Source organism: Natrinema sp. LN54, assembly GCF_052439245.1.
Taxonomy (GTDB): domain Archaea; phylum Halobacteriota; class Halobacteria; order Halobacteriales; family Natrialbaceae; genus Natrinema; species Natrinema versiforme_A.
Window position 1 is genome coordinate 192650 of the sequence record NZ_JBQVRP010000002.1, and the last position, 24530, is coordinate 217179.

Annotated in this window: 25 protein-coding genes and 1 tRNA gene; 13 read left to right on the top strand and 13 right to left on the bottom strand. The window is 66.8% G+C overall.

The annotated features are described in order from the left end of the window. Positions 1–26: 26 nt before the first annotated feature. The 3 genes from ACT4ML_RS06095 to purB all read right to left on the bottom strand — a co-directional run bounded on the left by ACT4ML_RS06095 (position 27) and on the right by purB (position 2383). Positions 27–443 (bottom strand): EamA family transporter, encoded by a 417-nt coding sequence (locus ACT4ML_RS06095; protein ID WP_444720063.1) that lies wholly within the window; start codon positions 441–443, stop codon positions 27–29. Further along, complete coding sequence (locus ACT4ML_RS06100; protein ID WP_444720064.1) at positions 443–865, bottom strand: EamA family transporter; 423 nt, start codon at positions 863–865, stop codon at positions 443–445. Before ACT4ML_RS06100 ends, ACT4ML_RS06095 begins: the two co-directional genes overlap by 1 nt. Positions 866–997: 132 nt before the next feature. Beyond that, positions 998–2383 carry an adenylosuccinate lyase gene (purB, locus tag ACT4ML_RS06105; protein WP_444720065.1) on the bottom strand — a complete coding sequence of 462 codons (1386 nt, stop codon included), beginning with the start codon at positions 2381–2383 and terminating at the stop codon, positions 998–1000. Positions 2384–2559: 176 nt separating this feature from the next. Between purB and purH the strand changes: the two genes are divergently transcribed. Both purH and ACT4ML_RS06115 read left to right on the top strand, forming a co-directional pair. Further along, positions 2560–4254 carry a bifunctional phosphoribosylaminoimidazolecarboxamide formyltransferase/IMP cyclohydrolase gene (purH, locus tag ACT4ML_RS06110; protein ID WP_444720066.1) on the top strand — a complete coding sequence of 565 codons (1695 nt, stop codon included), beginning with the start codon at positions 2560–2562 and terminating at the stop codon, positions 4252–4254. 89 nt (positions 4255–4343) lie between these two features. After that, positions 4344–5696 carry a glycerate kinase type-2 family protein gene (locus ACT4ML_RS06115; protein ID WP_444720602.1) on the top strand — a complete coding sequence of 451 codons (1353 nt, stop codon included), beginning with the start codon at positions 4344–4346 and terminating at the stop codon, positions 5694–5696. A gap of 78 nt (positions 5697–5774) precedes the next feature. On the opposite strand, the gene ACT4ML_RS06120 is transcribed toward ACT4ML_RS06115, so the two are convergent. Then, positions 5775–7136 (bottom strand): GntP family permease, encoded by a 1362-nt coding sequence (locus tag ACT4ML_RS06120; RefSeq protein WP_444720067.1) that lies wholly within the window; start codon positions 7134–7136, stop codon positions 5775–5777. Between the two features lie 249 nt (positions 7137–7385). Further along, positions 7386–8219 (bottom strand): amidohydrolase family protein, encoded by an 834-nt coding sequence (locus ACT4ML_RS06125; RefSeq protein WP_444720068.1) that lies wholly within the window; start codon positions 8217–8219, stop codon positions 7386–7388. Positions 8220–8406: 187 nt separating this feature from the next. Between ACT4ML_RS06125 and thsA the strand changes: the two genes are divergently transcribed. Both thsA and ACT4ML_RS06135 read left to right on the top strand, forming a co-directional pair. Next, entirely contained in the window at positions 8407–9951 is a 1545-nt protein-coding gene (thsA, locus tag ACT4ML_RS06130) for a thermosome subunit alpha (protein WP_444720603.1), read from the top strand. A gap of 121 nt (positions 9952–10072) precedes the next feature. Beyond that, a complete protein-coding gene (locus tag ACT4ML_RS06135) occupies positions 10073–10444 on the top strand; it encodes a HalOD1 output domain-containing protein (protein WP_444720069.1) in 372 nt (123 codons plus the stop codon). Positions 10445–10481: 37 nt separating this feature from the next. Here the strand turns inward: ACT4ML_RS06135 and ACT4ML_RS06140 are convergent, their stop codons facing one another. Then, a complete protein-coding gene (locus ACT4ML_RS06140) occupies positions 10482–11333 on the bottom strand; it encodes an SAM hydrolase/SAM-dependent halogenase family protein (protein WP_444720070.1) in 852 nt (283 codons plus the stop codon). Positions 11334–11417: 84 nt separating this feature from the next. Beyond that, entirely contained in the window at positions 11418–11936 is a 519-nt protein-coding gene (locus ACT4ML_RS06145; protein WP_138246114.1) for a nicotinamide-nucleotide adenylyltransferase, read from the bottom strand. Positions 11937–12235: 299 nt separating this feature from the next. On the opposite strand from ACT4ML_RS06145, the gene lonB reads away from it, so the two are divergent. The 3 genes from lonB to ACT4ML_RS06160 are packed head-to-tail and all read left to right on the top strand — an operon-like array spanning position 12236 to position 15815. Continuing rightward, a complete protein-coding gene (lonB, locus tag ACT4ML_RS06150; protein WP_444720071.1) occupies positions 12236–14398 on the top strand; it encodes an ATP-dependent protease LonB in 2163 nt (720 codons plus the stop codon). Next, positions 14399–15442 carry a lysostaphin resistance A-like protein gene (locus ACT4ML_RS06155; protein WP_444720072.1) on the top strand — a complete coding sequence of 348 codons (1044 nt, stop codon included), beginning with the start codon at positions 14399–14401 and terminating at the stop codon, positions 15440–15442. Between the two features lie 25 nt (positions 15443–15467). Next, positions 15468–15815 carry a hypothetical protein gene (locus ACT4ML_RS06160; protein ID WP_444720073.1) on the top strand — a complete coding sequence of 116 codons (348 nt, stop codon included), beginning with the start codon at positions 15468–15470 and terminating at the stop codon, positions 15813–15815. 5 nt (positions 15816–15820) lie between these two features. Here ACT4ML_RS06160 and ACT4ML_RS06165 read toward each other — a convergent pair whose 3' ends face one another. The 3 genes from ACT4ML_RS06165 to ACT4ML_RS06175 form a co-directional block, all read right to left on the bottom strand. After that, on the bottom strand, positions 15821–16426 hold the full coding sequence (locus ACT4ML_RS06165) for a trimeric intracellular cation channel family protein (protein WP_444720604.1): 606 nt from the start codon (positions 16424–16426) through the stop codon (positions 15821–15823). A gap of 105 nt (positions 16427–16531) precedes the next feature. Then, positions 16532–17203, bottom strand: a complete 672-nt coding sequence (gene rnhB / locus ACT4ML_RS06170; RefSeq protein WP_444720074.1) for a ribonuclease HII — start codon at positions 17201–17203, stop codon at positions 16532–16534. Positions 17204–17254: 51 nt separating this feature from the next. Next, positions 17255–18634, bottom strand: coding sequence for a tRNA pseudouridine(54/55) synthase Pus10 (locus ACT4ML_RS06175; protein WP_444720075.1), 1380 nt, complete (start codon positions 18632–18634; stop codon positions 17255–17257). Between the two features lie 143 nt (positions 18635–18777). On the opposite strand from ACT4ML_RS06175, the gene ACT4ML_RS06180 reads away from it, so the two are divergent. The 3 genes from ACT4ML_RS06180 to ACT4ML_RS06190 all read left to right on the top strand — a co-directional run bounded on the left by ACT4ML_RS06180 (position 18778) and on the right by ACT4ML_RS06190 (position 20559). Beyond that, positions 18778–19887 (top strand): S1C family serine protease, encoded by a 1110-nt coding sequence (locus tag ACT4ML_RS06180; RefSeq protein WP_444720076.1) that lies wholly within the window; start codon positions 18778–18780, stop codon positions 19885–19887. A gap of 283 nt (positions 19888–20170) precedes the next feature. After that, positions 20171–20362 carry a DUF7511 domain-containing protein gene (locus ACT4ML_RS06185; protein ID WP_444720077.1) on the top strand — a complete coding sequence of 64 codons (192 nt, stop codon included), beginning with the start codon at positions 20171–20173 and terminating at the stop codon, positions 20360–20362. 8 nt (positions 20363–20370) lie between these two features. After that, complete coding sequence (locus tag ACT4ML_RS06190) at positions 20371–20559, top strand: hypothetical protein (protein WP_444720078.1); 189 nt, start codon at positions 20371–20373, stop codon at positions 20557–20559. Between the two features lie 151 nt (positions 20560–20710). On the opposite strand, the gene ACT4ML_RS06195 is transcribed toward ACT4ML_RS06190, so the two are convergent. After that, complete coding sequence (locus ACT4ML_RS06195) at positions 20711–20896, bottom strand: HVO_A0556 family zinc finger protein (protein ID WP_138246105.1); 186 nt, start codon at positions 20894–20896, stop codon at positions 20711–20713. Between the two features lie 109 nt (positions 20897–21005). Here ACT4ML_RS06195 and ACT4ML_RS06200 point away from each other — a divergent pair, with 109 nt between their 5' ends. From ACT4ML_RS06200 to ACT4ML_RS06210, 3 genes are all read left to right on the top strand, one after another. Beyond that, on the top strand, positions 21006–21563 hold the full coding sequence (locus ACT4ML_RS06200; RefSeq protein WP_444720079.1) for a metal-dependent hydrolase: 558 nt from the start codon (positions 21006–21008) through the stop codon (positions 21561–21563). Between the two features lie 69 nt (positions 21564–21632). Continuing rightward, entirely contained in the window at positions 21633–22235 is a 603-nt protein-coding gene (gene trmY, locus ACT4ML_RS06205) for a tRNA (pseudouridine(54)-N(1))-methyltransferase TrmY (RefSeq protein ID WP_444720080.1), read from the top strand. A gap of 101 nt (positions 22236–22336) precedes the next feature. Further along, positions 22337–22409, top strand: a tRNA-Pro gene (locus tag ACT4ML_RS06210). A gap of 136 nt (positions 22410–22545) precedes the next feature. On the opposite strand, the gene ACT4ML_RS06215 is transcribed toward ACT4ML_RS06210, so the two are convergent. Together ACT4ML_RS06215 and ACT4ML_RS06220 are read right to left on the bottom strand one after the other, a co-directional pair. Then, positions 22546–22923, bottom strand: a complete 378-nt coding sequence (locus ACT4ML_RS06215; RefSeq protein WP_444720081.1) for a hypothetical protein — start codon at positions 22921–22923, stop codon at positions 22546–22548. A gap of 106 nt (positions 22924–23029) precedes the next feature. Further along, positions 23030–24529: a glycosyl hydrolase family 28-related protein gene (locus ACT4ML_RS06220; RefSeq protein WP_444720082.1), complete on the bottom strand. Its 1500-nt coding sequence runs from the start codon at positions 24527–24529 to the stop codon at positions 23030–23032. Position 24530 lies beyond the last annotated feature (1 nt).

Consider the following 24530-nt stretch of genomic DNA (forward strand, 5'->3'; position numbering starts at 1 on the left):
GACTGAGAGCGACGAACGACGGCCGATCAAATCGACATGAGGACGATCGCCAGCACGCTCAACAGGATCGCGGCGATCTTGCGGGGGGTTACGGTTTCGTCGAAGGCCACGATGCCGGCCAGCGAACTGATGACGATGAAGAGGCCGTAGATCGGCACGACGATGCTCACCGGACCGAGCTCGAGCGCCCGGTAGTAGGTCAGCAGGCCGATGGTCAACAGCACGCCCATCGCGCCGATGTAGGGCGTGCGGGGATGGCTGAGATACGGCCGCACCGAGAGGCCGCGATAGGCGATCACGAGGCCGATCGTCACGAACATGACGGCGTTCGAGAGGAAGACCGCCAGCGTGCTGGGGAGATCGGTCATCGCGACCGAGATCAGCGGCGCGACCAGACTGTAGGTCAGACAGGCGACCAGCGACAGGCCCAGATAGCGCCGCATCACTGCTCACCCCCGGCGGCGAGGTAGATCGCGATCGCTGCGACGACGATGCCGGCACCGCGAGTCGCGGTCAATTCCTCGCCGAGAAAGAGGATTCCCATGATCGAACTCCCGACGATAAAGAGGCCGTAGATCGGCACGACGACGCTCACCGGTCCTCGCTCGAGTGCCTGATAGTAGGCGAGAATGCCCGAGGAGAGGAACAGGCCGGCGACGTAGACGATGCCAGCAGACGGGGTCGTCACGTCGGCGAGGCTGCCGGTCTCCGTCGCGACGAGCACGACCGTCGTCAGCCCGAGGAAGATCGTGGTCGAGAGGAAGAGCGCGACCGCGGGCGGCACGTCCGATGTCACGACGCTCGTCAGTGGTGCCATCAGTCCGTAGGCCACGAGGGCGACGAGCACCCACACGAGATACTCCATACCGACTCTCGGCGCAGGCCGATTAATACAGTCACGGTCTCGGAATCGAGAGCCGGGAGCAGGGTCCCGGAAATCGGACGTGGATTGGCGAGACCAGTTGCGTAGGCGACAACCGGAACGGTCGGCCGTGACTTACTCGAGGTCGTCGACCAGCTCGCTCGCGACGCCGGTGTAGCCCGCTGGCGTCAATGCGTGGAGTTCCTCGCGGACATCCTCGTCGATGTCGAGATCGTCGAACATCTCGCGGAAGTCCGCGAGGGTGACGTCCTTCCCGCGGGTGACGGCCTTGACGCGCTCGTAGGCGTCCGCCTGTCCCTCGCGGCGGAGGATCGTCTGGACGGCCTCGCCGATGATCTCGGGGGTGTCCTCGAGGTCGTCGCGCATGACTTGTTCGTTGGGGACGACCTTCGAGAGTCCCGCAGCGGTCTTGCCGTAGGCGATCAGGCAGTGGGCGAAGGCGCCGCCGATGTTGCGCTTGACCGTCGAGTCCGAGAGGTCCCGCTGGAGCCGGGAGGTGGTGACGTAGTCCGCGAGGAAGGTCAGGTCCGAGTTCGCCTTCGAGAGGTTGCCCTCGCTGTTCTCGAAGTCGATCGGGTTGACCTTGTGGGGCATCGTCGAGGAGCCGGTCTCGCCCTCGACGGCCTCCTGTCCGAGGTAGCGGTCGGAGACGTAGAGCCACACGTCCAGATCGAGATCGAGCAGGACGGTGTTGGCCCCGCGGAACGCGTCGAACAGCGCCGCGAGGTCGTCACAGGGGTTGACCTGCGTCGTGAGCTGTTCGAACTCGAGGCCCAGATCCGTGACGAAGTCCCGCGCGAACGTCTGCCAGTCGACATCGGGGTAGGCGGCGACGTGGGCCGCGTAGGTGCCCGACGCGCCGCCGAGCTTGCCGCTGAGTTCGTCGGTCGCCTGCCGAATGCGACCGGTGGCCCGGCCCAGCCGCGCGGCGTAGACGGCCATCTCCTTGCCGAAGGTCGTTGGGGTTGCGGGTTGGCCGTGGGTGCGGGCGAGCATCGGGAGGTCGCGGTAGTCGCGCGCCATGTCGGCGAGGGTGTCCCGTACGCCGTACAGTTCGGGCAGCAGGACCTCGTCGACCGCGTCGCGGACGAGCAGCCGGTGGGCGAGGTTGTTCACGTCCTCGCTCGTCAGCCCGAAGTGGATCCACGGCGAGGCGTCGCTGTCCTCGTCCAGCCGGTGGCGGACGAAGTACTCGACCGCTTTGACGTCGTGGTTCGTCGCCTCGAAGTCGGCGTGGCCCTCCGTCTCGAGTTTCTTGATCAGCCGGGCGTCCTCCTCGGCGAAGTGTTCGTACAGCCCGCGGAGGTGGGTGCGCTCCTCGAGGTCCATCTCGAGCGGCGTCGCCTCGCAATCGGCGAGCGCGATCAGGTATTCGACTTCGACGCGAACGCGGGCGCGCATGAGCGCGGCCTCGCTCGCGTACGGCGACAGCGGCGCGGTCCGGCCGTCGTACCGGCCGTCCAGCGGCGAGACGGCGTACAGAGCGTCGGTCTCGGTCATGGTGCGAGTCTGTCCAGCGCGGTGCAAAAGCGTATCGAAACCCGGAGCGCTCGAGGCCACGTGCGTGCATACCTCTCTCGACAGACGAGAGAATACTGTCGGAATGATACACGAACGTGCATACATACCCTTCCGAGACCGCAACCACTTTGCCGCTCGCGGGCGGGCGTCCAACCATGACGCGAATCGCCGGGATGGCCGGCAACCGAGGGCGCAACCTGTTGAACATCGCCGACCGCGAACCGGGCGGAGCCGAGTTCGCCGTCGTCCTGACGACCGACGCGGACGCGCCGGTGCTCGAGGCCGCGGCCGAGCGCGGGATTCCGACCGAAGTCGTCCCGCTCGAGGACGGGATGAGCCGCAGCGAGCACGAGGAGGCGGTCCTCGAGGCCCTCTCAGACTACGAGTTCGACCTCGTCTGTCTGGACGGCTACATGCGGATCCTCTCCGACACGTTCCTCGACGAGGCACCCATCACGCTGAACGTCCACCCCGCCCTGCTGCCGTCGTTCCCCGGCATGGACGCGTGGGGCGACGCGCTCGAGGCGGGCGTCTCGGTCACCGGCTGTACGGTCCACGTCGTCACGGACGCGACCGACGAGAACGGCGACGTCGTCGACGCGGACGTCGACGCCGGGCCGATCGTCACGCAGGAGCCGATTCCGGTCTACGAGGGCGACGACGAGGACGCCCTCAAAGAGCGGGTCCTCTACGAGTGCGAGTTCCGCGCGTACCCGCGCGCCGTGAAGTGGTTCGCCGAGGGCGCGGTCGATATCGACCTCGAGGCGAGCGAGGCGCGAAGCGCCTCGGATAGTCGCGCGGGGAGCGAAGCGACCCGCAAGACCGGTGAGGTCACCGTCGAAAGCGACGTGGCGACGGTCGGCGACGAGGACCACGACGGCCTGCCGGCGCGCAGACTCGTTTCGGACGACCGCGCGGACACCCTCCGGTACGGCGAAAATCCCCATCAGGACGCCGCGGTCTACACCGACTACACGACGGACGAGGCGAGCGTCGTCCACGCCGACCAACTCAACGAGGGCGCGAAGGCGCTGTCCTACAACAACTACAACGACGCCGACGGCGCGCTCAACCTGATCAAGGAGTTCGACGAGCCCGCGGCGGCGGTCATCAAACACACCAACCCGGCGGGCTGTGCGACCGCCGACTCGCTGGCCGAGGCCTACGAGAAGGCCCTCTCGACGGACGCGATGAGCGCCTTCGGCGGCATCGTCGCGCTCAACCGCGAGTGCGACGCCGAGACCGCCGAGCAGATCATCGACTCGTTCAAGGAAGTCGTCGTCGCGCCCGGCTACACCGACGACGCCCTCGAGGTGCTCTTCGAGAAGGACAACCTGCGCGTGCTCGACGTGGGTGAACTGGGCGAACGCACCGAGCGCTTCACCGAGAAACCGCTGGTCGGTGGTCGACTCGTCCAAGAGCGCGACCTGCAGTCGATTTCGGCTGACGACCTCGAGGTCGTCACCGAGCGCGAGCCCACGGAGGACGAACTCGAGACGATGGTCTTCGCGTGGCAGACGCTCAAACACGTCAAATCGAACGGCATCCTCTTCGCGGACGGCACGGAGACGGTCGGCATCGGCATGGGACAGGTCTCCCGCGTCGACGCGGTCCGACTGGCCGCGATGAAGGCCGACGAGCACGCCGAGGGGAAAGACGCCGAGGGCGCGGTCATGGCCTCGGACGCCTTCTTCCCGTTCCCGGACGGCATCGAGGAGGCCGCCGAGGCGGGCATCGAGGCGGTGATCCAGCCCGGCGGCTCGGTCAACGACGAAGACGTGATCGAGGCCGCCGACGAGCACGGCATGGCGATGGCGTTCACGGGGCAGCGGAGTTTCCGACACGACTGAACGCTGGTACTCCGTCGTACCGAACCGCGTTCCAAATCCCCTAGTTTTAGCCGGTCGCGACGGACCGGTCGTGCATGAAGGAGTCGACGATGATCGAGGACCGCGACCGACTCGCCTCGAGCGAGGCCCGCGAGGTCGCGCTCGCGTGTATCGAAGCCGGGATCGAAGCGGGCCATCCCCGAACCGTCGTCCGCGACGCCGTCGCGCTCGAGGGCGACACCCTTCGGATCGCCGACGCGATGTACGACCTCGGCGAGTACGACGAGATCGTCGTCCTCGGCGGCGGAAACGCTGCGGCACACGTCGCCGTCGCGCTCGAGACCGTTCTGGGCGACCGGATCGACGGCGGCGTCGTCGTCACGGACGACCCCGTCGAAACGGAGCGCGTGACGGTCCGCGAGGGCGACCATCCGGTGCCGAGCGAGCGCGGCGTCGAGGGGACGCGAGCGGTGCTCGAGGCGGCGGACGCGGCCGGCGAGGAGACGCTCGTGCTGGCGGCGATCACCGGCGGCGGCAGCGCCGTCATGCCCGCCCCCGCGGGAGACGTGTCGCTCGCCGCCCTCCAGTCGACGACCGACGCGCTGCTCGCGAGCGGGGCCGATATCAGTGAGATCAACGCAGTCCGGAAGCACCTCTCGGAACTGAAGGGCGGTCGACTGGCCGGCCGCGCCGCCCCCGCAACCGTCGTCTCGCTGATTTTGAGCGACGTCGTCGGCAACGACCTGAGCGTGATCGCGAGCGGCCCCGTCGCGCCCGACGCGTCGACGTTCGCGGAGGCGCTCGCGGTCCTCGAGCGGTACGAGATCGACGCGCCTGCCGCCGTCACGGCACACCTCGAGCGCGGCGCGGCCGGCGAGGTCGGCGAGACGCCGGGGCCCGACGATCCGGCGTTCGAGCGCGTCTCGAATCACGTCGTCGCCGACGGGATGACCGTGCTCGAGGCAGCCAGCGATGCGGCGGCCGAGCGGGGCTACGAACCGCTCGTGCTCTCCTCGCGCGTCCGCGGCGAGGCCCGCGACGCGGCCACGATGCAGGTCGCCATCGCGGAGGAAATTCGGGCGACGGGGACGCCGATCGAGCCGCCGGCCGTGGTCCTCTCCGGCGGCGAGACGACGGTGACGGTCCGGGGCGACGGGACCGGCGGGCCGAATCAGGAGTTCGCGACGAGCGCGGCGCTCGAACTCGAGGCCGGCGGCGAGGCCGCTACGGGAGACGGCGGCGACATCGCCGTCGCTGCGGTCGACACGGACGGCATCGACGGGGCGACCGACGCGGCCGGCGCGTTGGTCGACGGGGCGACCGTCGAGGATCCCGAAACGGCGCGTGCGGCGCTCGAGGAAAACGACGTGTACCCGTATCTCGAGGCTCGTGACGCCCTCGTCCTGACGGGGCCGACCGGAACGAACCTGAACGATCTGCGGGTGCTGGTCGTCCGGTCGTAGCGGCCGCTCCATCAGAGACGAGACGGGGGTCGAGAACGGGTGTCCGACTCCCGAATCAGCCGCGAACGGGAGCCGTTCTCAGAAGACCAGTCCCGCGACGTTTCGGAGGACGACGATCCAGAGGATGCTCGAGACGCCGAGCACCAGCGTCGCGAGCGTCCAGGCCTGATAGGCCGTCTGGGTCTCCATGTCGGAGAACTCCGTGATGATCCAGAAGTAGGAGTCGTTGGCGTGGCTGACGGTCATGCTCCCGGCACCGATCGCGAGGACGGTGAACACCTGCCCGATTTCGGTGTTCAGTCCGAGCGAGCCCAGCAGCGGCGCGACGAGGCTCGCCGTGGTCAGGATCGCGACCGTCGAGGAACCGAGCGCAGTCTTCATCGCCGCGGCGACGACGAAGGCGGCGAAGAGGCCGATGCCGAGGCCGCCCAGCGTGTCGGTGATGAAGCCCTCGAGGGGCAGCGCGGAGAGGACTTCACCGAACGCGCCGCCGGCACCGGTCACCGCGAGGATGACGGCGGCGTTCGTGATCCCGTCGGAGACCCAGTCGTCGGTCACGTCGCTGGTGAAGTCGGGCACGATCGCGAAGGCGATGAACGCGCCGATGATCAGCGCGACGGCGGGATCGCCGATAAAGAGCAGCCAGCGCTGGAGCGTGCCGGTGATGAGTTCCGGATTCTCGGCCTCGGGGTAGGCGGCGATCGAGCCGAGTGCGATGAGCGCGATGGGGACGAGCAGCGGCGCGAACGACGCCGCCCGCGAGGGCATCGTCCCGTACTCGGCTTTGATCTCGTCGATCGTCATCTCCGGGTCCGGATCGATGTGGTAGTTCGAGGCGACTCTGTCGGCCCACGTCGCGGCGACGAAGACGATCGGCGCGCTGACGACGAGGCCGGCGAGCATGACGAGGCCGATGTCGGCGCCGATGATTCCCGCGGCCGCGATCGGGCCGGGCGTCGGCGGAACGAAGACGTGGGTGACGTAGAGCCCGCCCGCGAGCGCCACACCGAGCGTCGACAGCGAGAGCCCGGACCGCTGGGCGAGCGATCGGTTCAGTCCGGAGAGGATGACGAACCCGGAGTCACAGAACACCGGAATGGAGACGACGCTCCCCGTGATCGCCATCACTTGGGTCGTGTACTCCTCGCCGACGTAGTCGAGGATCGTCTCCGCGATGACGATCGCGGCACCCGACCGCTCGAGGCAGGTGCCGATGATCGTCCCGGCGATGATGACGATCCCGATGTAGCCGAGGATGCCGCCGAACCCGTCGGTTACGAGCGAGGCAACCTCCGCGGGATCGATCCCCGCCGCGAGACCGGTCAGGTAGGCGGCGAGCAACAGTGCGAGAAACGCGTGCAGATCCAACTTCGCCGTGGCGATGATGATAAAGGCCACCGCCGCGGCGAGCAACAGTATCAGTGCGAATCCATCGAGCATGTGGTCGGTTCCCGTTCATGAAATATGATGAATGTACCGATCCGCCAGCTCGTCGTGGTATTCAAAGTAGGTGTAGAGCCTAGATATAGCCTGATATCGGACGTATAGAATATGCCGGTCGAAATTCCACACGGTCTGTCTGTCGATTCAATTGCGAGCCGTAGCGGATCACCGGTCGTCGTGAGAGGAACAGCAACACGAGCGCGTCGCGGGCGAGCGGATCGATGACCGCGCGGCCTCGATCGAACCCTAACCCCGGCGTTTCGCGGCCGGTGCGAGTTCTTCGATCACGCGACAGGCGTTCTTCGAAAACGCGCGCCGGAGCAGGTCCTCCGAGACGTCGAGGGTCAGAATCTCCATGACGGCGACGTTGGGGTGGCAGGCGGGCGCGCCGCTGCCGAAGAAGACGCGGTCGGGGTGTTCTAACAGCGCTCGCTCGAGTTGCTCGCGATACCGGACGAAACTCGTCTCGAGGTAGCAGTCGTCGTACTCGTCGAGCAGATCGATCATCTCGTCCATCAGCTCGCGGTTCAGCGGGTGGCCGCCGAACCGGCCGACGACGACCGGAAAGGAGCGCTCGAGTAAGACGTCGGCGAGCGTCTCGGGCGGCGCGTCGACGCCGCCGCGGACGATCACCGGAAGGTCGACGTCCTCGAGGGCTGCGAGGACCTCGTCGTCGGGGTAGTCGTCGACGGTTGGATCGAGGACGAAGCCGTGAAAGCGGTCGTCGTAGGCGTACTTCTCGATGTCGCTGGGGGAGGTGTGGTGCTCGTCGCGGCTGGCGACGGCGTTTCGCAACCGACTCGTGGCCTTTCGGCCCGGCGTTTGGGTGCCGTTGATCCGGGCGAAGGCGACGAAGGGCCGATCGACGCTCCGTCTGGCGACGCCGTTGTTCGGCGCGAGATAGCTCGTGTCCGGCTGTGACGGCGGGTAGACGGCCGATTTGGTGATTCCCGCCTGATGCATCTCCCGCTCGAGCCGATCGGGCCCGATCGCTCGGCTGGTCGGGTCCCCACCCCCGTCGGTCGGCGGCAGCCGCGTCGCGATATCAACGACGCGAAACTCGTGTTCCAACTCCAGCATCTACCGATCCGTTTCGGGCCGACCCATATTTTGCTACCGGCTCTCCGACCGGTTCGCCTGTGTCCGGTTCACACGCGCAATCGCAAGACGGAGCGGTGGTTGGAGGGAAAGAATTATATAGAAGTGCTAACGACATGGTTAGTGAGGAACAACGATGGCACAACAGCGACGCATGGGTGGGCAGCCCATGTTCATTATGAGCGAGGATAGTCAGCGAACGCAGGGTCGCGACGCCCAGTCGTCGAACATCATGGCCGGCAAGGCCGTGGCCGAGTCGGTACGGACCACGCTCGGACCCCGCGGCATGGACAAGATGCTCGTCGACTCCGGCGGGGACGTCGTCATCACGAACGACGGCGCGACCATCCTCAACGAGATGGACATCGAGCACCCCGCGGCCCAGATGATCGTCGAAGTCTCCGACTCGCAGGAGGAGGAAGTCGGCGACGGGACGACCACAGCAGCGGTACTCGCCGGCAACCTGCTGGGCGAGGCCGAGGACCTCATCGAGCAGGACGTCCACGCGACGACGATCGTCGAGGGCTACCACGAGGCCGCCGACATCGCCCTCGAGGCGATCGCCGAGCAGGTCAACGAGGCCGACGTCGACGACGAAATCCTGCGACAGGTCGCCGAGTCGAGCATGACCGGCAAGGGCACCGGCGGACTCACCGCCGCGTCGCTGGCCGAGACCGTCGTCGAAGCGATCCGCCACGTCGATACCGACGCGGGCGTCGCACGCGACAACGTCACCGTTCACACGCAGATCGGTGCCTCCTCGAACGCGACCGAACTCGTCCCCGGGATCATCGTCGACGAGGAGCCCGCCCACGACGGCATGCCGAGCGAGGTCGAGGACGCGTCGATCGCCATTCTGGACGTCGAACTCGGCGTCCGAACCGGCGACGTCGACGCCGAGTACGCCATCGACTCGATCGACCAGCTCAACGCCGCCATCGACGCCGAGGAAGGCGAACTCGAGGGCTACGCCGAAACCGTCGCCGAGAGCGGTGCGGATGTCGTCTTCACGACCGAGGATGTCAACGACCGCGTCGCCAACGCGCTCGCCAACGAGGGCGTCCTCGTCTTCGAGGGCCTCGGCGACAGCGACGCCCGACAGGTCGCCTCCGCGACCGGCGCACGCCGCGTCGGCGACCTCGACGACCTCGAGGAATCCGACTTCGGCTCGGCCGACCGCATCCACACCGAGACCTACGGCGACGACGACCTCGCCTTCGTCGAAGGCGGCGCGGCCGCTGAGACGGTCACCGTCTTCGTCCGCGGCGGCACCGAACACATCGTCGACGAACTCGAGCGCGCCATCGGTGACGCCCTCGACGTCGTCGCGACGGCGCTGGAATCCGGCGAAGTCGTCCCCGGCGCGGGCGCGACCGAGATCGCGATCGCCGACAAGATCCGCGAGGAAGCCGCCGGTATCGAGGGCCGCAAACAGCTCGCCGTGACGGCCTTCGCCGACGCGGTCGACATCATCCCCCGAACGCTCGCGGCCAACACCGGCCGAGACCCCATCGACGTGCTCGTGGATCTCCGCGCTGCCCACGAGTCCGAGGGCCGAGCGGGACTGATCACCAGCGGCGACGAGGTCACGATCGACGATCCCTTCGAACACGGCGTCGTCGACCCCGCCGACGTCAAACGCGAAGCCGTCGAGAGCGCGACCGAAGCCGCCACGATGATCGCCCGCATCGACGACGTCATCGCCGCCGAATAACGTCGCTGTTCGCGGCAGCGGTTTCAGATACCCGTCTTTTGTTTGAAATCAAGCGACACAGCGGCGACCGTATCCGTTGGCCATTATTGTTAAGTGTTAACACACAATAGTCAGATATGTGATGTCCGGACCCGCTCCGCGAGAAACCCTGATACCGATCGGTTCCACTGACGGCCGCACGGTCTACTACGATGAGGGGACGGGGACATACCACACGTGGTGCGACGACGACGCGTATGAGCCGGTGAGCACCGCCCTACTCATGACCGTCTCGTCGGTGCTCGGGGTCGAACCCGACGACCTCGAGGCGCTCTCGGAGTGCGTCGAACCGGACGCGCTGAACGCCCTGTTCGTCCACTGGCGGGGCGACGAGCCGCGAGTCGGCGACGGCTCGATCTCGTTTACGTTCTCACGGTGTCACGTCACGGTCCACGCCGACGGCGAGATCGTCATCGATCCGACGCGACGGAACATCGTGCTGGCCGACGGCTGACCGACCCGTGGCCACGACCCGCGTTCGCCCGCTCGAGTCAGTCGGTCCCTTCTGAGACCGGCGCGAGGATGACCCGATCACCGGGCTCGAGACCGAAGGCGTCGTCGCCGCGACCCTGATTCACGTCGAGTTCGACGTAGCCGTGGCTGCCGACGGTCGCGAGTCGATCCCCGACGGAGACGGCCGCGAACGTCTCGCCGACCGGGACGGGGTCGCCGTTCGCCGCCACCCGTTCCCGCCCATCGAGGTACGAGCCGGGCACGTTCGTGATCGCGTTCCCGAAATCGTCGACGACCAGCACTTCGCCCGTCGCTCGTTCGTCCGCGAGGACGGGATCCGGAAACTCGAGGTCGACGGCGACTGGGGCCGGCTCGAGCCACTCGAGCGAGTCGAGCGCGCCGCTATCGCTGTCGTGGACCGCAGCGGCGGCGGGGGCGAAGACGTCTCGTCCGTGGAACGTATTGCTTCGGCCCCGTGGCGACCGACGGGCGCTCGCACTCGAGTCGTCCATCGGTTCTTTCGGCGTCGTCGGTTCCACGGGCTCGAGGGCGTCTTCGTCGATCACGGCGGACTCGAGTCGGTCCTCGCTTCCGGCGAGTCGCCGCGCCGCGGGGAGCAAGACGCCGTTATCGGGGCCGACGAGGGTATGCTCGCCCGCGCGGAGAACGATCGCGTTCCGGTCGGTTCCGACGCCGGGATCGACGACGACGAGATGAGTCGCGGGCGGGTAGTACGGCAACACCTCTCGGAGCCAGAAGGCGGCCGTTCGAACGTCCTGCCGGGGGAAGTCGTGTGCGATATCGACCAGTCTGGCGTCCGTTCGTTGCAACAGCACTCCCTTCATCGCCGCCGGATACGGCGTGCGGAAATCGGACGCGAGCGTGATCATGGTCGGTCGTAGGTCACGAACGGTGAAAATCGATACGTCTCCGCACCGGCGATGCGGTCGCAGCTATCGGGGGTTCGCGACTCGTCACTCCCCGTTCGAGTCCGAGTCGCTGACCATCTGGATCCGCTCGATGCCGCCGATCTCGTTGACGGTGTTGACGACGGGTTCGGGGACCAGTGACTCCCAGTCGCCGCCCGTTATCATCCGCTCGCGGACCTCCGAGCCCTCGAGGACCTCGCGGTTGAACATCGGCGACTGGCGGATGTCGATGTCGGCTTCTCGAAAGAGTTGGATGACGAGCGGGTTGTTCGAGTAGGCGACATCGAAGTCGGGGCTCATGCTCTGGACGTGGCTCACCCAGACCGAGTTCCGCTCTAAGTCCTCGATCGGGACGGCGTAGGTGACGAGGTCGTAATCGACGAGCGACTTCGTGATCATCATGATCCGTTCGCCCGCGGTAAACGGGTTGCGGACGGTGTGAGAGTCGTCGGCGCTCCCGATTCCGAGGACGAGTTCGTCGACGTCCTCGGCGATCTGTTCGACCATGCTCTGGTGGCCGTTGTGGAAGGGCTGAAAGCGACCGATGTAGAACCCCCGAGTCATGCCGGACACTGCTCGGGCGCGGCGCTTAAGCGTGGCGAGTTCCCCACGAGCCGAGTCACCGGCATGCTGGCCGAAGTCCGTGACGACGGGTTCCGGCTCTGGCTCGGTGGCGTCGATCGCGACCGATCAGCGAACCGTATATTCCGGAAATACCGAACCCTCATTAAAGGAACGGCCGCTGTGACCTGATTCCGACCGTCGACCGCTGTTCTCTCCGGTATCAGCGACTGACACCATCCTCCGCATGGAGAAAGTATATCAGTCGCAATCCCTTCGAATCAGGTACCGAACAGAGTTCTATGAGTAACGATACGAACGTTGACGACCCTCCCGAAGACGCCTCGGAGACCGCTCCGGACGGGGACACCCCCGCGGAGCAGTCCGAGCGTCAGGGAGACCGGTCGCCGCCTGAGGAGGACGGTGACCGTCGCACCGACGTCGACGATCCGATCGACGAGTTCGAGCCGTCGCCCGACGAGGAGGACGGCGACGATATCGAGACCGTCGAAGACCTCGGCAGTACAGTCGAGGTCGACCCGGGCGTCGAGGTCGACGAGGATATCGCCGAGGACGACCTTCTCGGCGGCCTCAAGATCGACTCCACGGCGGACATCGAAGTCCCCGATCGGCTCGTCGATCAGGTCATCGGCCAAGACGAAGCACGAGATATCATCATCAAGGCAGCGAAGCAGCGCCGGCACGTCATGATGATCGGCTCGCCGGGGACCGGCAAGTCGATGCTGGCGAAGGCGATGAGCCAACTGCTTCCGAAGGAAGATCTCCAAGATGTCTTAGTCTACCACAACCCGGACGACGGCAACGAGCCGAAGGTCCGAACCGTTCCTGCCGGGAAGGGCGAACAGATCATCGACGCCCACAAGGAGGAAGCCCGAAAGCGCAACCAGATGCGCTCGATCCTGATGTGGATCATCATCGCGGTCGTCATCGGCTACGCGATCCTCAGCCCCGCCAGCATTCTGCTCGGCGTCCTCGCGGCGGGGATCATCTGGCTGATCTTCCGCTACACCTCTCGTGGCACCGACGCGATGGTGCCCAACATGATCGTCAACAACGGCGATCAGCGCGTCGCGCCCTTCGAGGACGCGACGGGTGCCCACGCCGGCGCACTGCTGGGCGACGTCCGCCACGACCCGTTCCAGTCCGGCGGCATGGAGACCCCCAGCCACGACCGCGTCGAACCGGGCTCGATTCACAAGTCCAACAAGGGAGTGCTGTTCGTCGACGAGATCAACACGCTCGACATCCGCACCCAGCAGAAGCTGATGACTGCGATTCAGGAGGGCGAGTTCGCCATTACGGGCCAGTCCGAGCGCTCCTCGGGCGCGATGGTCCAGACCGAACCCGTCCCCTGTGACTTCATCATGGTCGCCGCCGGGAACCTCGACGCCATGGAGAACATGCACCCCGCCCTCCGCAACCGGATCAAGGGGTACGGGTACGAGGTCTACATGGACGACACCATCGAGGACACCCCCGAAATGCGGCGCAAGTACGCCCGCTTCATCGCACAGGAGGTCGAACGCGACGGCCGCCTGCCCCACTTCACCGACGAAGCGGTCGAAGAGGTCATCCTCGAGGCCAAGCGCCGCTCGGGCCGCAAAAACCACCTCACGCTGCTGTTCCGCAGCCTCGGTGGACTGGTCCGCGTCGCGGGCGACATCGCCCGCGCCGAGGACCGCGAGAACACCACTCGCGACGACGTGCTGCAGGCCAAGCGCCGCTCGCGCTCGATCGAGCAACAGCTCGCCGACGACTACATCGAACGGCGCAAGGACTACGAACTGCAGGTCAACGAAGGCGGCGTCGAAGGCCGCGTCAACGGGCTCGCCGTCATGGGCGAGGACTCGGGGATCATGCTCCCCGTCATGGCCGAGATCGCCCCCGCACAGGGCGGCGGTCAGGTCATCGCCACCGGGAAGCTTCAGGAGATGGCCGAGGAGTCGGTCCAGAACGTCTCCGCGATCATCAAGAAGTTCTCCGACGTGGACCTCTCGGAGAAGGACATCCACATCCAGTTCGTCCAGGCCGGCCAGCAGGGCGTCGACGGCGACTCCGCCTCCATCACGGTGGCGACCGCCGTCATCAGCGCGCTCGAGAACATCCCGGTCGACCAGTCGGTCGCCATGACCGGTTCGCTGTCGGTCCGCGGCGACGTGCTCCCGGTCGGTGGGGTCACCCACAAGATCGAGGCCGCCGCCAAGGCCGGCTGTAGCAAGATCATCATCCCCAAAGCCAACGAGCAGGACGTGATGATCGAAGAGGAATACGAGGAGATGGTCGAGATCATCCCCTGTTCGAACATCAGCGAAGTCCTCGACGTCGCCCTGATGGGCGAACCGAAGAAGGACTCGCTGGTCGACCGCCTCAAGTCGATCACGGGCACGGCGTTCGACCAAGGCTCCGTCAGTTCCGCTGGCGGCTCGAATCCCAGCCCGCAGTAAATGCCCCAGTGGGCGGCGTTCGTCGGCATAACGGGCGTCGTCCTCGTCTTGCTGCTCGTTTTATCGCATCTCACCCAATCCTCGTTTAGTGACGGCGATTCCGGCTCCGACGAAGAGTCCGACCGCCCACCTGAACCGCCGGTCGACACCGACGCCGACCGCGCCGATATCGCGGTCGACATTCCGACTGAAAACTCCGAGTTCGACCAGTCCAAACGCGGCGAGACGAACCCGGATTCGGCCAGTTCCTCAGCGCACAATCCGGCCGAGGGCACTCGAGCCGTCGACGAGTCGTCGAACCCGGGACCGTCCTCGAGGCCCGCCGATACCGTCGACGACCGACCGGACCGGACCGCCGCCGATCCGACCGGACCGCACTGGGACTCGAGGACGGGTCGCGACGCGGCCGCCGCCGACCGCGGCGTCGATCCGGACTCGCTGTCGACCGGGATGGTCCTCGCGAACGTGGCCTTCTCACAGGGGCTGTTCGCGGTCGTATTGCTCGGTGCGGCGGTCTACACGGCGATTCCGGCCTCGGCACTCGGCATCGAGTTCTCCGTCGCGTACCTCGAGACGGGACTGCTCTGGGGGGCGGCCGCCGGGGTCGTCTTCTACCTCGCGAACGAACTCGCCGCAGCGGCCGCGACCCGTTTCGGGTTCGACCACGAGGAGGACCTTCGAGAACTGCTCTCGCCCGAGTCGGTCGGCGGCTGGCTGCTCCTCTTGGGCGGGGTCTTGCCGATCATCGCCGTCTTCGAGGAGTTCCTCTTCCGGGCGGCGATGATCGGCGTTCCCGCCGCCGGCTTCGGTCTCTCGCCGTGGCTGCTCGCGGTCGTCTCCTCGGTCGCGTTCGCGCTCGGCCACGGCATGCAGGGCTCGATCGGGGTCGTCGTCACCGGCCTCCTCGGGTTCGTCCTCGCGGCCGTTTTCATCGTCACCGGGAGCCTGCTGGTCGTCGTCGTCGCTCACTACCTCGTCAACGCCCTCGAGTTCGTCGTCCACGAGGGACTGGGCCTCGAGTGGGCCGAGACCCTCGAAGGCTAAGGGCCGGGACCCGATTGAGAACGGTATGAACGCGACTGCCGGGTCGACGGCTCGGTCTCGAGCGATCGTCGCCCTGATTCTCGGGTACTTCGCCCTGCTAGCCTACGCGACGGTGACGAACGATCCGCTGGCGCTTACCGTCGCGGCGTTCGGGTTCGGTATCATCGCGATCGCCGTGGGCGCGTTGCTGTACCAGCAAGTGACGGATCCGGGACCGGCGCTGCTCGCGGCCGCGGGCTCGCTCGTCGCCGGCGGCCTGTTGCAGTTCGTCGCCGTCCTCGCCGCATCCGCGGTCGCCGACGGGCTCTCCTCGCTGCTCGTCTTTCTCGGCGTCGGCTGCTACGTCTACGCGGTCTGGTCTCGAGCCACGTAGCACCGTCACGGACTCGTCCGGAGGACCTTCGCCGTCGGGACCGTCCAGCCGCGGGAGACCGCCACCATGCGCGTCCCGACCGTCACCGCCGCACAGACCGCCGCGGCGACGCTCCCGGAGCCGCCGAGCACGACGACGAGCCAGTAGGTGCTCCCGCCGAGTACCGTGCAACTGGCGTAGAAGTCCTCGAGCAGAATAAACGGGGAGCGGTCGAGCAGGATGTCCGCGAACGCGCCGCCGCCGACGGCGTTGATCGTCGCGATCGCGACGACGCCGAAGCCCGAGACGCCGGCCTCGGTCGCGACGATGGCCCCGGCCGTGGTGAACGCGGCGAGTCCCACGGCGTCGGAACAGAGCGTGATCGGGTGGTCGTCCGCCCCCTCGAGAACGGCGCTCACCCCGATCGCCAGCGCCACGCCGAACAGGCCGAGCGCGATCTCGCTCGGCGACTGGAGCGCCAGCGGAATCCGATTGACGAGAACGTCTCGCGTCGCGCCGCCGGCGAACGCCGTGACGAGCCCGACGACGGCGACGCCGAACAGATCGAACTCCTCGCGGATCGCCTTGCTCGAGCCGACCAGCGCGAACGCCACGAGCCCGATCGCGTTCATCGCGGCGAACGGATCGACGACCGAGACCGCAGCCAACGCTTCTGTCACTGGTTTCCTCGAGGCCGGCGAGCGTCTTGAGCGCTACGCATCGTCTCGAATCGGCCGCTAAAACTGCTCGAGGCCGGTCTGTTCGGCCTCGGCGAGGGCGTCCTCGCAGGTCGACCACGATTCCCGCGCGAACGGCGGGAGTTCGCGGTGCTCGGCGACGTAGGACCCGAGGAACTCGCGGGTGGTCGAATCGCCCGGATAGCCGCTGCCGACCGGGCCGTACTCGTCCGCGAAGGCGGCCATGTGCGAATCGCGTTCGACTTTGGCGATAATGCTCGCCGCCCCGACGAGGGGCGAGTCGTCGTCGGCACCGTGGCGGGCGTCGACGGCGAGATCCGCGAGCGAGCAGGCGTCGGCGACCCGGCGGGCGAAGCGGTCGGCGTCGGTGTCGCAGGCGTCACAGAGTCCCGAAACCGGCTCGTTTGCGGTACCGTCTCGGTCGAGATCGTCGACCACGCCCTCGATCGCTTCGGCGTGGGCCGCGACCGCGAGCGAGTTCATGTCCGTTTCGGGGTCGTCGATCCGCGCCGGCGTGATCTCGGCGACACCGACCGCGATCTGATCGTCGGCTCGCAGGGTCGCGGCCAGTTCTTCGCGTCGCTCGGGGCTGAGTCGTTTCGAGTCCCTGATGCCGTCGGGGAGGACCGCTGTGTCCTCGCAGTGGACGGCCGCGGCGAACATCGACCCCAGCGCGGGGCCCTTGCCGGCCTCGTCGACGCCGAATGGCATACCGTGGGAGTCAGTTGCGGTAAGGAAAGTCGTTGCGACTCGTCGCGGTCGTCAGTCGGCGGTCTCCGCGACCTCGTCGTCGGACTCCGATCGCGGCTCGTCGAGGAAGTACTCCTCGCGCTCGAACGGCTCGCTCTCTCCCTCGACGCCGGTCACGTCCAGCGCGGTCACCTCGGCGTCGGTCTCGAGCAGGCCGGCCAGACTGGGCTCGGTTCGGCCGCCGTCGCTGCTGATGAGTTCCTTCACGTAGAGGCCGCCCTCGCCGTGGAGTCGCACTTCGGCCTCGGCCGACGATCGCAGGTCGCCGTCGATGCCGTAAACCGTCCGCTCGCGGGTCAGGCCCGCCCGCCGATGGTCGACCCGCTCGGGGGTGTACTGGTCGACGGTCGTTCCCTCGAGGTCCGCGAGCGCCGCCTCGAAGTCGGCCTCGTCGACCGGCTCGGCGAACTCGACGTCGGCGCGGTAGTGTTTGCTCGCGTCGTGTTCCTTGACGCGCTCGACCATCTCGTAGGTCGCCAGCCGCAGCCCGTCGACCTCGACGGAGCCGTCGGCCGCCGCGTTGATCTCCCGCTCGAGTGCCGCCGGATCGGGGTCTCGCACGCGGGGTCGTTTCACCTCGAGGACGAACGGCCGCCCGCCCTCGAGCATGCGGGCGTCGACGTCCTCCCGGCCCGCGCCGTGGAAGGTGCCCTCGTCGCCGTCCATGGCGTCGACGACGTGGGGGCGGACGACTTGTTCGACACTCGTGTCGTACATATAGCCCGAGCCGCCGCAGTAGTCACAGGGCTCTTCGCCGTCGTCGCCCAACTGAATCCCGCTGCCGCCACACTCCCGACAGGGCCACTCCGTCTGGGGAATGTCTCGCTCGAGTTTGCGGTAGCGGCCGTAGACGAACGCGGGGTTGATCTGGACGTCGACCGCGTGGCCCGTGACGCTGCCCGACTCGAGGGTCTCGAGCGGGTCGAATCCCTCGAGGTCGACGACGGCGAGCACATCGGGCCGGTCGAAGTCGACCTCGGTCTCGGTCAGCGCGCCGACGCGCCGGCCGACCTCGCGGTTCATCTCGCGTTTCATCGACTCGCCGGCGTCGGGCTCGAGGTCAGCGTCCTCCCGGAGCAGGCGTTCGTTCTCCTCGACTAACGGCGGGACGCGAGTACCGACCTGATAGGTGGCGAACTCGACCCCCTCGAGGGCGTCGACGATCGTCTCGGCGACGGCGTCGAAGGTTCCGCAGTAGCCCTCGCAGACCCAGCAGTCCGCGGGGTCGGTGGATTCGAAGTCCTCGTCGTCGGCCAGCGCGACCGTCGTCCGCAGCGCCCGGCCGCGCTCGGCGTTGGTCAGCCCGAAACTCCGCTCGGCGAAGGGCCGTCCGAGACAGGAGTCACAGACGGCTCCGGTCGCCAGCAACGCGCGGGCGTCTTCCGTGATCATGTCTCGAGAACGGGGAGCCGCGGGTAACACGTTTTCCCTTCGGGAGAGCGGCGACGACCGGTCCGGCCGCGACTGTCGCCCCTGCTTGAAAGCGCCGGCTGTGAGTCCGGAGGTTCAAATGGGACCGGTCCAATCCCTCGATAATGAACGATTCCCGACTGGGTCGGCGCTCGTTTCTCGCCGCCGCGAGCGCCGGTCTCGCCGGTGCCGTCGCGGGCTGTGCCGAGCCCCAAGCCGACAACTCGATCGAGGGCGACTCCGCATCCACTATCGACAAGGAAAACCTCGCGGCGGGGTCGGCCTTTACCGACCTCTACGATTCGGTCATCGAATCGGTCACCCAGGTCCGCGTGTTCGGGATCACGAACCCGGATTCCGGTGCCAAAGGTCGCGGTCAGGGGTCGGGATTTGTCTACGACGACCGCCACGTCGTCACCAACGACCACGTCATCAGCAACGGCGAGGCGGCCGACCTCCAGTACATCACCGGCGACTGGACCGACACCAGACTCGTCGGTCGCGACTACTACAGCGATCTGGCCGTCCTCGAGGTCAATCACGTCCCCGAATCGGCGACGCCGCTGTCCCTGACCGAACAGCGGCCCGTCGTCGGCCAGCAGGTGGCCGCGATGGGAAACCCCTTCGGCCTCGAGGGGTCGATGACGACGGGAATCGTCAGCGGCGTCGACCGCACGCTCTCCGTCGACGATCGGCCGTTCCCGTTCCCCAACGTCGTCCAGACCGACGCGGCCGTCAACCCCGGCAACAGCGGCGGCCCGCTCGTCGACCTCGACGGGAACGTCGTCGGAGTGGTCAACTCCGGCGGCGGCGACAACGTCGCCTTCGCGATCTCGGCGGCGCTGGCCGAGCGCGTCATCCCGTCGCTCATCGAGACCGGCTCGTACGACCACTCCTACGTGGGAATCCAGCAGCGGACCGTCGACCGACTCGTCGCCGAGGCGAACGACCTCGAGACGGCGACCGGCGTCCTCGTCGTCAGCGTCGCGAACGGCTCGGCCGCGGACGGCGTCCTCCGGCCGTCGACGCGAACCGTCCAGCGACGCGGCGAGCGACTCCCCGTCGGCGGCGACGTTATCCTCGAGCTAAACGGCGAGCCGATCCCCGATCGCCACGCCCTCTCGACGTATCTGGCCCTCGAGACAAGCCCCGGTGAGACGCTCTCGGTGGGGCTCCGACGGGACGGTCGGGAGATCACCAGAACCCTCACGCTCGGAACCCGGCCGTCGATCTAGGCGATCGCCCGGGATTCGACCGGTCGTTTGCGGTCGGAATGACGCGCCGGAACCGTTCGAAACGAGTCGTTACGGCCTCGAGCGAACCGCCGTTTTCGCGGCTGCGTTCCATAGCTTCCTCGTACACGTCAGGACTCGTCGAGTTCTTTTTCGGGCGATTGAATCGTCTGAATCGGAACGGAATCGGACGCTATCGTCCGTCTCCGGCGGATTAGCAACTCGATAACAATAGTATCGAATCCGGTAGCATCGGTCGGCGCGAGTACCCGTCGCCCGATACCCCATGACCGACGCCGACTTTCACGCCCCAGACAGCGAGGAACCGACGACCGAACTCGATCACGTCACGGTCGAAAACGACGACGCTCCCGACGAGTGTGCGATCTTCCCCCACGAGGCCAGCGAGGACGAACTGCGGACCGCCTGGATCTCGGCCTACGACGATTCGTTCGTCTCCCTCGAATCGATGCGATAGCCCCGAGAATGCACCTGAGCAGTTCAGTCACCGCTGCCGGCTTCTGGCTCGGCACCCTGCTGCCCATTGTGTATCTCCCGGTCATCGTCGCCGGGATCGACTCGATGAGCCGCCTCTCGCTGTTCGTCGCACTGCTCGCGGTCCACGCGCTCGCCCTCGTCGTCGGCCACGACTACTCGGGGTCGCGGTCGCAGTGAGAGCCGGCTCCCCGTTTCCCGCTGCGAGACGTAGCTCTCCCTGACTCGAGTCGGCCACGCGTCTCGAGCGAGAACGGGTCGGGTTGCACACGAATAAAATCTGGACGGCGGACCGCTTTTGCGTCGGGTCCGAACTCGAGACGTCGGAAAATCAGTCGAGCGGGGACGACCAGACCTGTACTCGCGGCGTGCCGCAACTGTCGCAGACGATCGCTCTGTTGTCCTTGTACGTGTCCCGGACGAGTTCGCCGTCGGCACAGTGTTGGCAGGAGCGTCCCTCGAGGGTCGCGAGCAACTGCTGTTTGCCGCCGGACTGCGAGGACTCTGATTTCGCCATATAGTCACTGGATACGGGAGACGGAGGAAACGGTTGGCCATGCCTATGCAGTGTGTCCGGGATGCCGAGTCGAAGCGACTATGCCCGTCTCCGGTGTACGGCCGCAGGAATGTGGCCCTGGGGACACCTCGCCGTCGCCTACCTGTTGTACACCGCCGTTACGCACCGCCGGTTCAGTCGGCCGCCGCGCGCGATCCCCGCGATTGCGCTCGCGATCGGCTCGCAGACGCCGGACCTGATCGATAAACCTCTCGCGTGGAATTTCGGGATCCTTCCCGGCGGGCGAACGCTCGCCCACTCGCTGTTCGTCGTCGCCCTCCTCGTCCCGACCGTCGTCCTCGTCGCGGACCGCCTCGAGCACCGCGCGGTCGGCGTCGCCTTCCTCATCGGCTACTGCTCGCACCTCCTCACGGACATCCCGCCGGCAGCCCTCTCGGGGGAGTTCGCACACGCCGCCTACCTCCTCTGGCCGGTCCTCGAGCAGCCGCCCGAAGAGCCCGTCGCCGGCATCCTCGACGCGTTCCTCCACTACTACGCGCTGGGCCCCTACGAGTGGGTCCAGTTCGGCCTCTTCGCGGTCGCCGTCATCGTCTGGTACCGCGACGGCATGCCGGGTCTCGAACTCGTGTCCGACCCGCTCGCGCGGCGATTCGAGACGCGATCCTGATCGCCCGTCGCGATGACGCCGGGACCGCCGAACCGTGGCGGCTATCCCGCCGGCCCGCCACCCACCGATATGCGCCAGTTCGTACTCATCGGCCACGACGTTCCCACGGAGCCCGATTTCTCGCTCGACGACCTCGCGGGCGGCGCCGGTCGCCTCGACGCCCTCTGCCGGTCGATCACCGCCGCCTTCGTCACCTCCCACGGCATCCGCGAGGACGTCCGCGTCCACCTGATCGCCCAGGACGAACTCACGATCACCTTCGACGGGCGCGACCTCCAGCGGCTCAACCCCGACGAGCGAAGCACCGCCGCGCTGGTCCGCAAGGCCCTCGAGCACCGCGACGAAGCCATCGGCGCGCTGCCCGCCGAACCCAGCCCCGGCATCGAACTCTACCGGCGCGGCTTCGAGGGCACGCTCGAGGAAATCGCCGACGACGGCCCGATCGTCCAGCTTCACGAGGACGGCGAGGCGGTCGTCGACGTGGGCGCGGACGCGCTCGCGGACTCGATTTTCGTGCTCTCCGACCATCACGACTTCACCGACGCGGAGGCAGCGTTGCTCGAGGACTACGCGGACCGTCGGCTCCGGCTCGGGCCCGAACTGCTGCACGCGGATCAGGCGATCACCGTCGCACACCACTTTCTGGACACGGACGGCTACGACCGGTTTTGAGGTCGGTTCCCGGGCGCTCGCTCGAGAAATCGACTCCCGTCCGGCGGTCAAATGATCCCTTTCGCAAGCGTTAAACCGCCGGACGCGCACCTTCCGAATGCGGGCCGGTGGGGTAGCTTGGTATCCTTCGGCCTTCGGGTGGCCGTAACCGCGATTCGAATTCGCGCCGGCCCACTACCTTTCCCGCACTCTCCGAACCCCGAGCGACAGCGAGGCTTTTCGGATGCACCTGAGCTGTTATCGCGCGAGAGTCAAATACAGGGTGCGCGTTAAATGAGGGCGCTGTCCTCTCCCTGCGGAACGAGGTTGATTACCCGTAGATCTCAGTGTGGACCTTCCGGAGGTCTTCCATCAGCTCTGGAATCTGGTCTTCGGATGCCGAAAATTCGTAGAGTGCTTCATCGCCCTCGGAGTACTCGAGTCGACCTGCGACAGCTTCCAGAATTGCCTCGCGCTCCTCGTCAGGGAGATCGATTCGGATTTCACCCCACTGTGGTGTGACGCCGTCTTCAGAGAGGTTGATGTCGAACTCGGCAGTAAACGTCTCGCCGTGGAAATCGATCGGATGGTGAATCATAACCCAACAGATGTCGCCGATGTACGGGTCAGGGAGCGGTTCTTCTCCGGTCTCTTCCTCGACGAGCCGGCAGAACTGATTGAGCTGTTCGTCGGTGTCTGCTTCGGGCATACACCGCGATTCCGACGGCTGGTCTATCAATGTATTTGTGAAAGTCAAGCAGCAGCAGCGATGCCAGTCTCAACCGGAGTATCATCGAGCGAGATCGCGTGGTCGATTACGACGTGACCCACTCTCGAGTCTCGCCGTCGATGTCGACCTCGGTCCCGACGTTATCGAAGGTGACGCCCCCGTAGGCGACGCTGCTGCCGGGGCCCGCGTAGATGCCGACGGTGCCGCAGTTCGCCGCTCGAGCGGTGGTGAGCGTCGCGTCGACGTTTTCGCGGAACCGGAATCCCTGATGTTTCGGCCCGGTCGCCCTGATCTGGCTCAGTTTCAGGTCGGCCATGTCGTCGAAGAGGATCGCGTTCGTGAACTCGCCGTCGACGACGACGTTCGAGATCGCGGCCTCGTCGAACCCGCTCGCGTACAGTCCCGATCCGGCGGCCAGATCGTCGTCATCGGTCCTGATCGTGACGTTATCGATCGTCAGATGCCGCCGGCCGCTCTCGACGTGGCCCAGCGAGATCCCCCGCGCGTTTTCGCGACACGAGACGCCGTCGATGGTCAGGTCCTCGAGTTGTCCACCGGTGTCGGCCCTGATCGCTGAGTGTCCGCAGCCGGTGATGTAGCCGTCCGAAATCGTGAGCGACTCGTTTCCGTCGCGGTGGAGGTGGACGCCGTAGTCGGGGTCGTTTTCGGGATCGATTTCGAAGTTCGTGAGGGTGCAGTTCCGGGTCGGGGTATCGTCGGCCGCGACGAGCGTATCCTCCGACCCGTCCCACACGCTGTTCGCGCCCGTTCCCGCGTTCTGGTTGTCGAACTGCACCGGCGCGTCCGAATCCCCGTCGCCGCCGCGGGTCGCCCAGTAGCCGTCGACGACGACGTTCTTCGACGAGACGACGTCGATGTGATGGTAGTAGATGGCGTCGCCGTAGATGTTCTCCAATCGGACGGTGTCCGCGTGTGCGGGCATGATCCCGGTCGCGTCCGGGGCGTCGATCCGGACGTTGCAAACGCCCCAGTTCGACGCGCCGCCGTACCCCGGTTCGTCGTAGCCCCTGTTGGACAGGAGCGCCCGCCCCTCCTCGCCCTCGGGGCGCGGCCCGTCGAAGACGGTCGAGCGCCCCGCGCCCAGCAGGATCGTATCGTCGCCCACCAGCGGCGTCCGCTCGAGGCGGTATCGCCCGGGCGGGAAGTACACGATACCACCGCCGGCTTGGGCGACCGTCTCGAGGAGGTCGTGGACCGCGTCGCCGACATCGGTTTTCCCGTCGCCCTCGATGCCGTGTGCCTCGACGTTCCAGACGGGCGACTCCGCGGTTCGGAGGGAGCCGATCGTCGCCGCTTCGAAGTGGCTCGTTCCCGGCACCGGCCGGTCGGCGCTTCCCTGACCGCCGAAATACTCCCAGTCGCCGCTCGCCGCGTCCCAGCGCCACGTGATCCCCTGATCGGTCGCGTGGTAGAGTTCGTCGTCGTACTCGCCCGCCGCGGGCCGCTCGGCGATCGGTCCGTGGACGATCGCGTGCTCGTCGACCGCCTCGACCGTGTCGGTGTGGTCCCAGTCGTCGCCCTGCTCGAAGATCCCCAGCCCGAGGCGCGGTGTTTCCCCGGCCATG

Excerpts from the sequence above, each read along its gene's own strand:
- ACT4ML_RS06095 (WP_444720063.1), bottom strand. The coding sequence starts at position 443 with ATGCGGCGCTATCTGGGCCTGTCGCTGGTCGCCTGTCTGACCTACAGT.
- ACT4ML_RS06100 (WP_444720064.1), bottom strand. The coding sequence starts at position 865 with ATGGAGTATCTCGTGTGGGTGCTCGTCGCCCTCGTGGCCTACGGACTG.
- purB (WP_444720065.1), bottom strand. The coding sequence starts at position 2,383 with ATGACCGAGACCGACGCTCTGTACGCCGTCTCGCCGCTGGACGGCCGG.
- purH (WP_444720066.1), top strand. The coding sequence starts at position 2,560 with ATGACGCGAATCGCCGGGATGGCCGGCAACCGAGGGCGCAACCTGTTG.
- ACT4ML_RS06115 (WP_444720602.1), top strand. The coding sequence starts at position 4,344 with ATGATCGAGGACCGCGACCGACTCGCCTCGAGCGAGGCCCGCGAGGTC.
- ACT4ML_RS06120 (WP_444720067.1), bottom strand. The coding sequence starts at position 7,136 with ATGCTCGATGGATTCGCACTGATACTGTTGCTCGCCGCGGCGGTGGCC.
- ACT4ML_RS06125 (WP_444720068.1), bottom strand. The coding sequence starts at position 8,219 with ATGCTGGAGTTGGAACACGAGTTTCGCGTCGTTGATATCGCGACGCGG.
- thsA (WP_444720603.1), top strand. The coding sequence starts at position 8,407 with ATGTTCATTATGAGCGAGGATAGTCAGCGAACGCAGGGTCGCGACGCC.
- ACT4ML_RS06135 (WP_444720069.1), top strand. The coding sequence starts at position 10,073 with ATGTCCGGACCCGCTCCGCGAGAAACCCTGATACCGATCGGTTCCACT.
- ACT4ML_RS06140 (WP_444720070.1), bottom strand. The coding sequence starts at position 11,333 with ATGATCACGCTCGCGTCCGATTTCCGCACGCCGTATCCGGCGGCGATG.
- ACT4ML_RS06145 (WP_138246114.1), bottom strand. The coding sequence starts at position 11,936 with ATGACTCGGGGGTTCTACATCGGTCGCTTTCAGCCCTTCCACAACGGC.
- lonB (WP_444720071.1), top strand. The coding sequence starts at position 12,236 with ATGAGTAACGATACGAACGTTGACGACCCTCCCGAAGACGCCTCGGAG.
- ACT4ML_RS06155 (WP_444720072.1), top strand. The coding sequence starts at position 14,399 with ATGCCCCAGTGGGCGGCGTTCGTCGGCATAACGGGCGTCGTCCTCGTC.
- ACT4ML_RS06160 (WP_444720073.1), top strand. The coding sequence starts at position 15,468 with ATGAACGCGACTGCCGGGTCGACGGCTCGGTCTCGAGCGATCGTCGCC.
- ACT4ML_RS06165 (WP_444720604.1), bottom strand. The coding sequence starts at position 16,426 with ATGAACGCGATCGGGCTCGTGGCGTTCGCGCTGGTCGGCTCGAGCAAG.
- rnhB (WP_444720074.1), bottom strand. The coding sequence starts at position 17,203 with ATGCCATTCGGCGTCGACGAGGCCGGCAAGGGCCCCGCGCTGGGGTCG.
- ACT4ML_RS06175 (WP_444720075.1), bottom strand. The coding sequence starts at position 18,634 with ATGATCACGGAAGACGCCCGCGCGTTGCTGGCGACCGGAGCCGTCTGT.
- ACT4ML_RS06180 (WP_444720076.1), top strand. The coding sequence starts at position 18,778 with ATGAACGATTCCCGACTGGGTCGGCGCTCGTTTCTCGCCGCCGCGAGC.
- ACT4ML_RS06185 (WP_444720077.1), top strand. The coding sequence starts at position 20,171 with ATGACCGACGCCGACTTTCACGCCCCAGACAGCGAGGAACCGACGACC.
- ACT4ML_RS06190 (WP_444720078.1), top strand. The coding sequence starts at position 20,371 with ATGCACCTGAGCAGTTCAGTCACCGCTGCCGGCTTCTGGCTCGGCACC.
- ACT4ML_RS06195 (WP_138246105.1), bottom strand. The coding sequence starts at position 20,896 with ATGGCGAAATCAGAGTCCTCGCAGTCCGGCGGCAAACAGCAGTTGCTC.
- ACT4ML_RS06200 (WP_444720079.1), top strand. The coding sequence starts at position 21,006 with ATGTGGCCCTGGGGACACCTCGCCGTCGCCTACCTGTTGTACACCGCC.
- trmY (WP_444720080.1), top strand. The coding sequence starts at position 21,633 with ATGCGCCAGTTCGTACTCATCGGCCACGACGTTCCCACGGAGCCCGAT.
- ACT4ML_RS06215 (WP_444720081.1), bottom strand. The coding sequence starts at position 22,923 with ATGCCCGAAGCAGACACCGACGAACAGCTCAATCAGTTCTGCCGGCTC.
- ACT4ML_RS06220 (WP_444720082.1), bottom strand. The coding sequence starts at position 24,529 with ATGGCCGGGGAAACACCGCGCCTCGGGCTGGGGATCTTCGAGCAGGGC.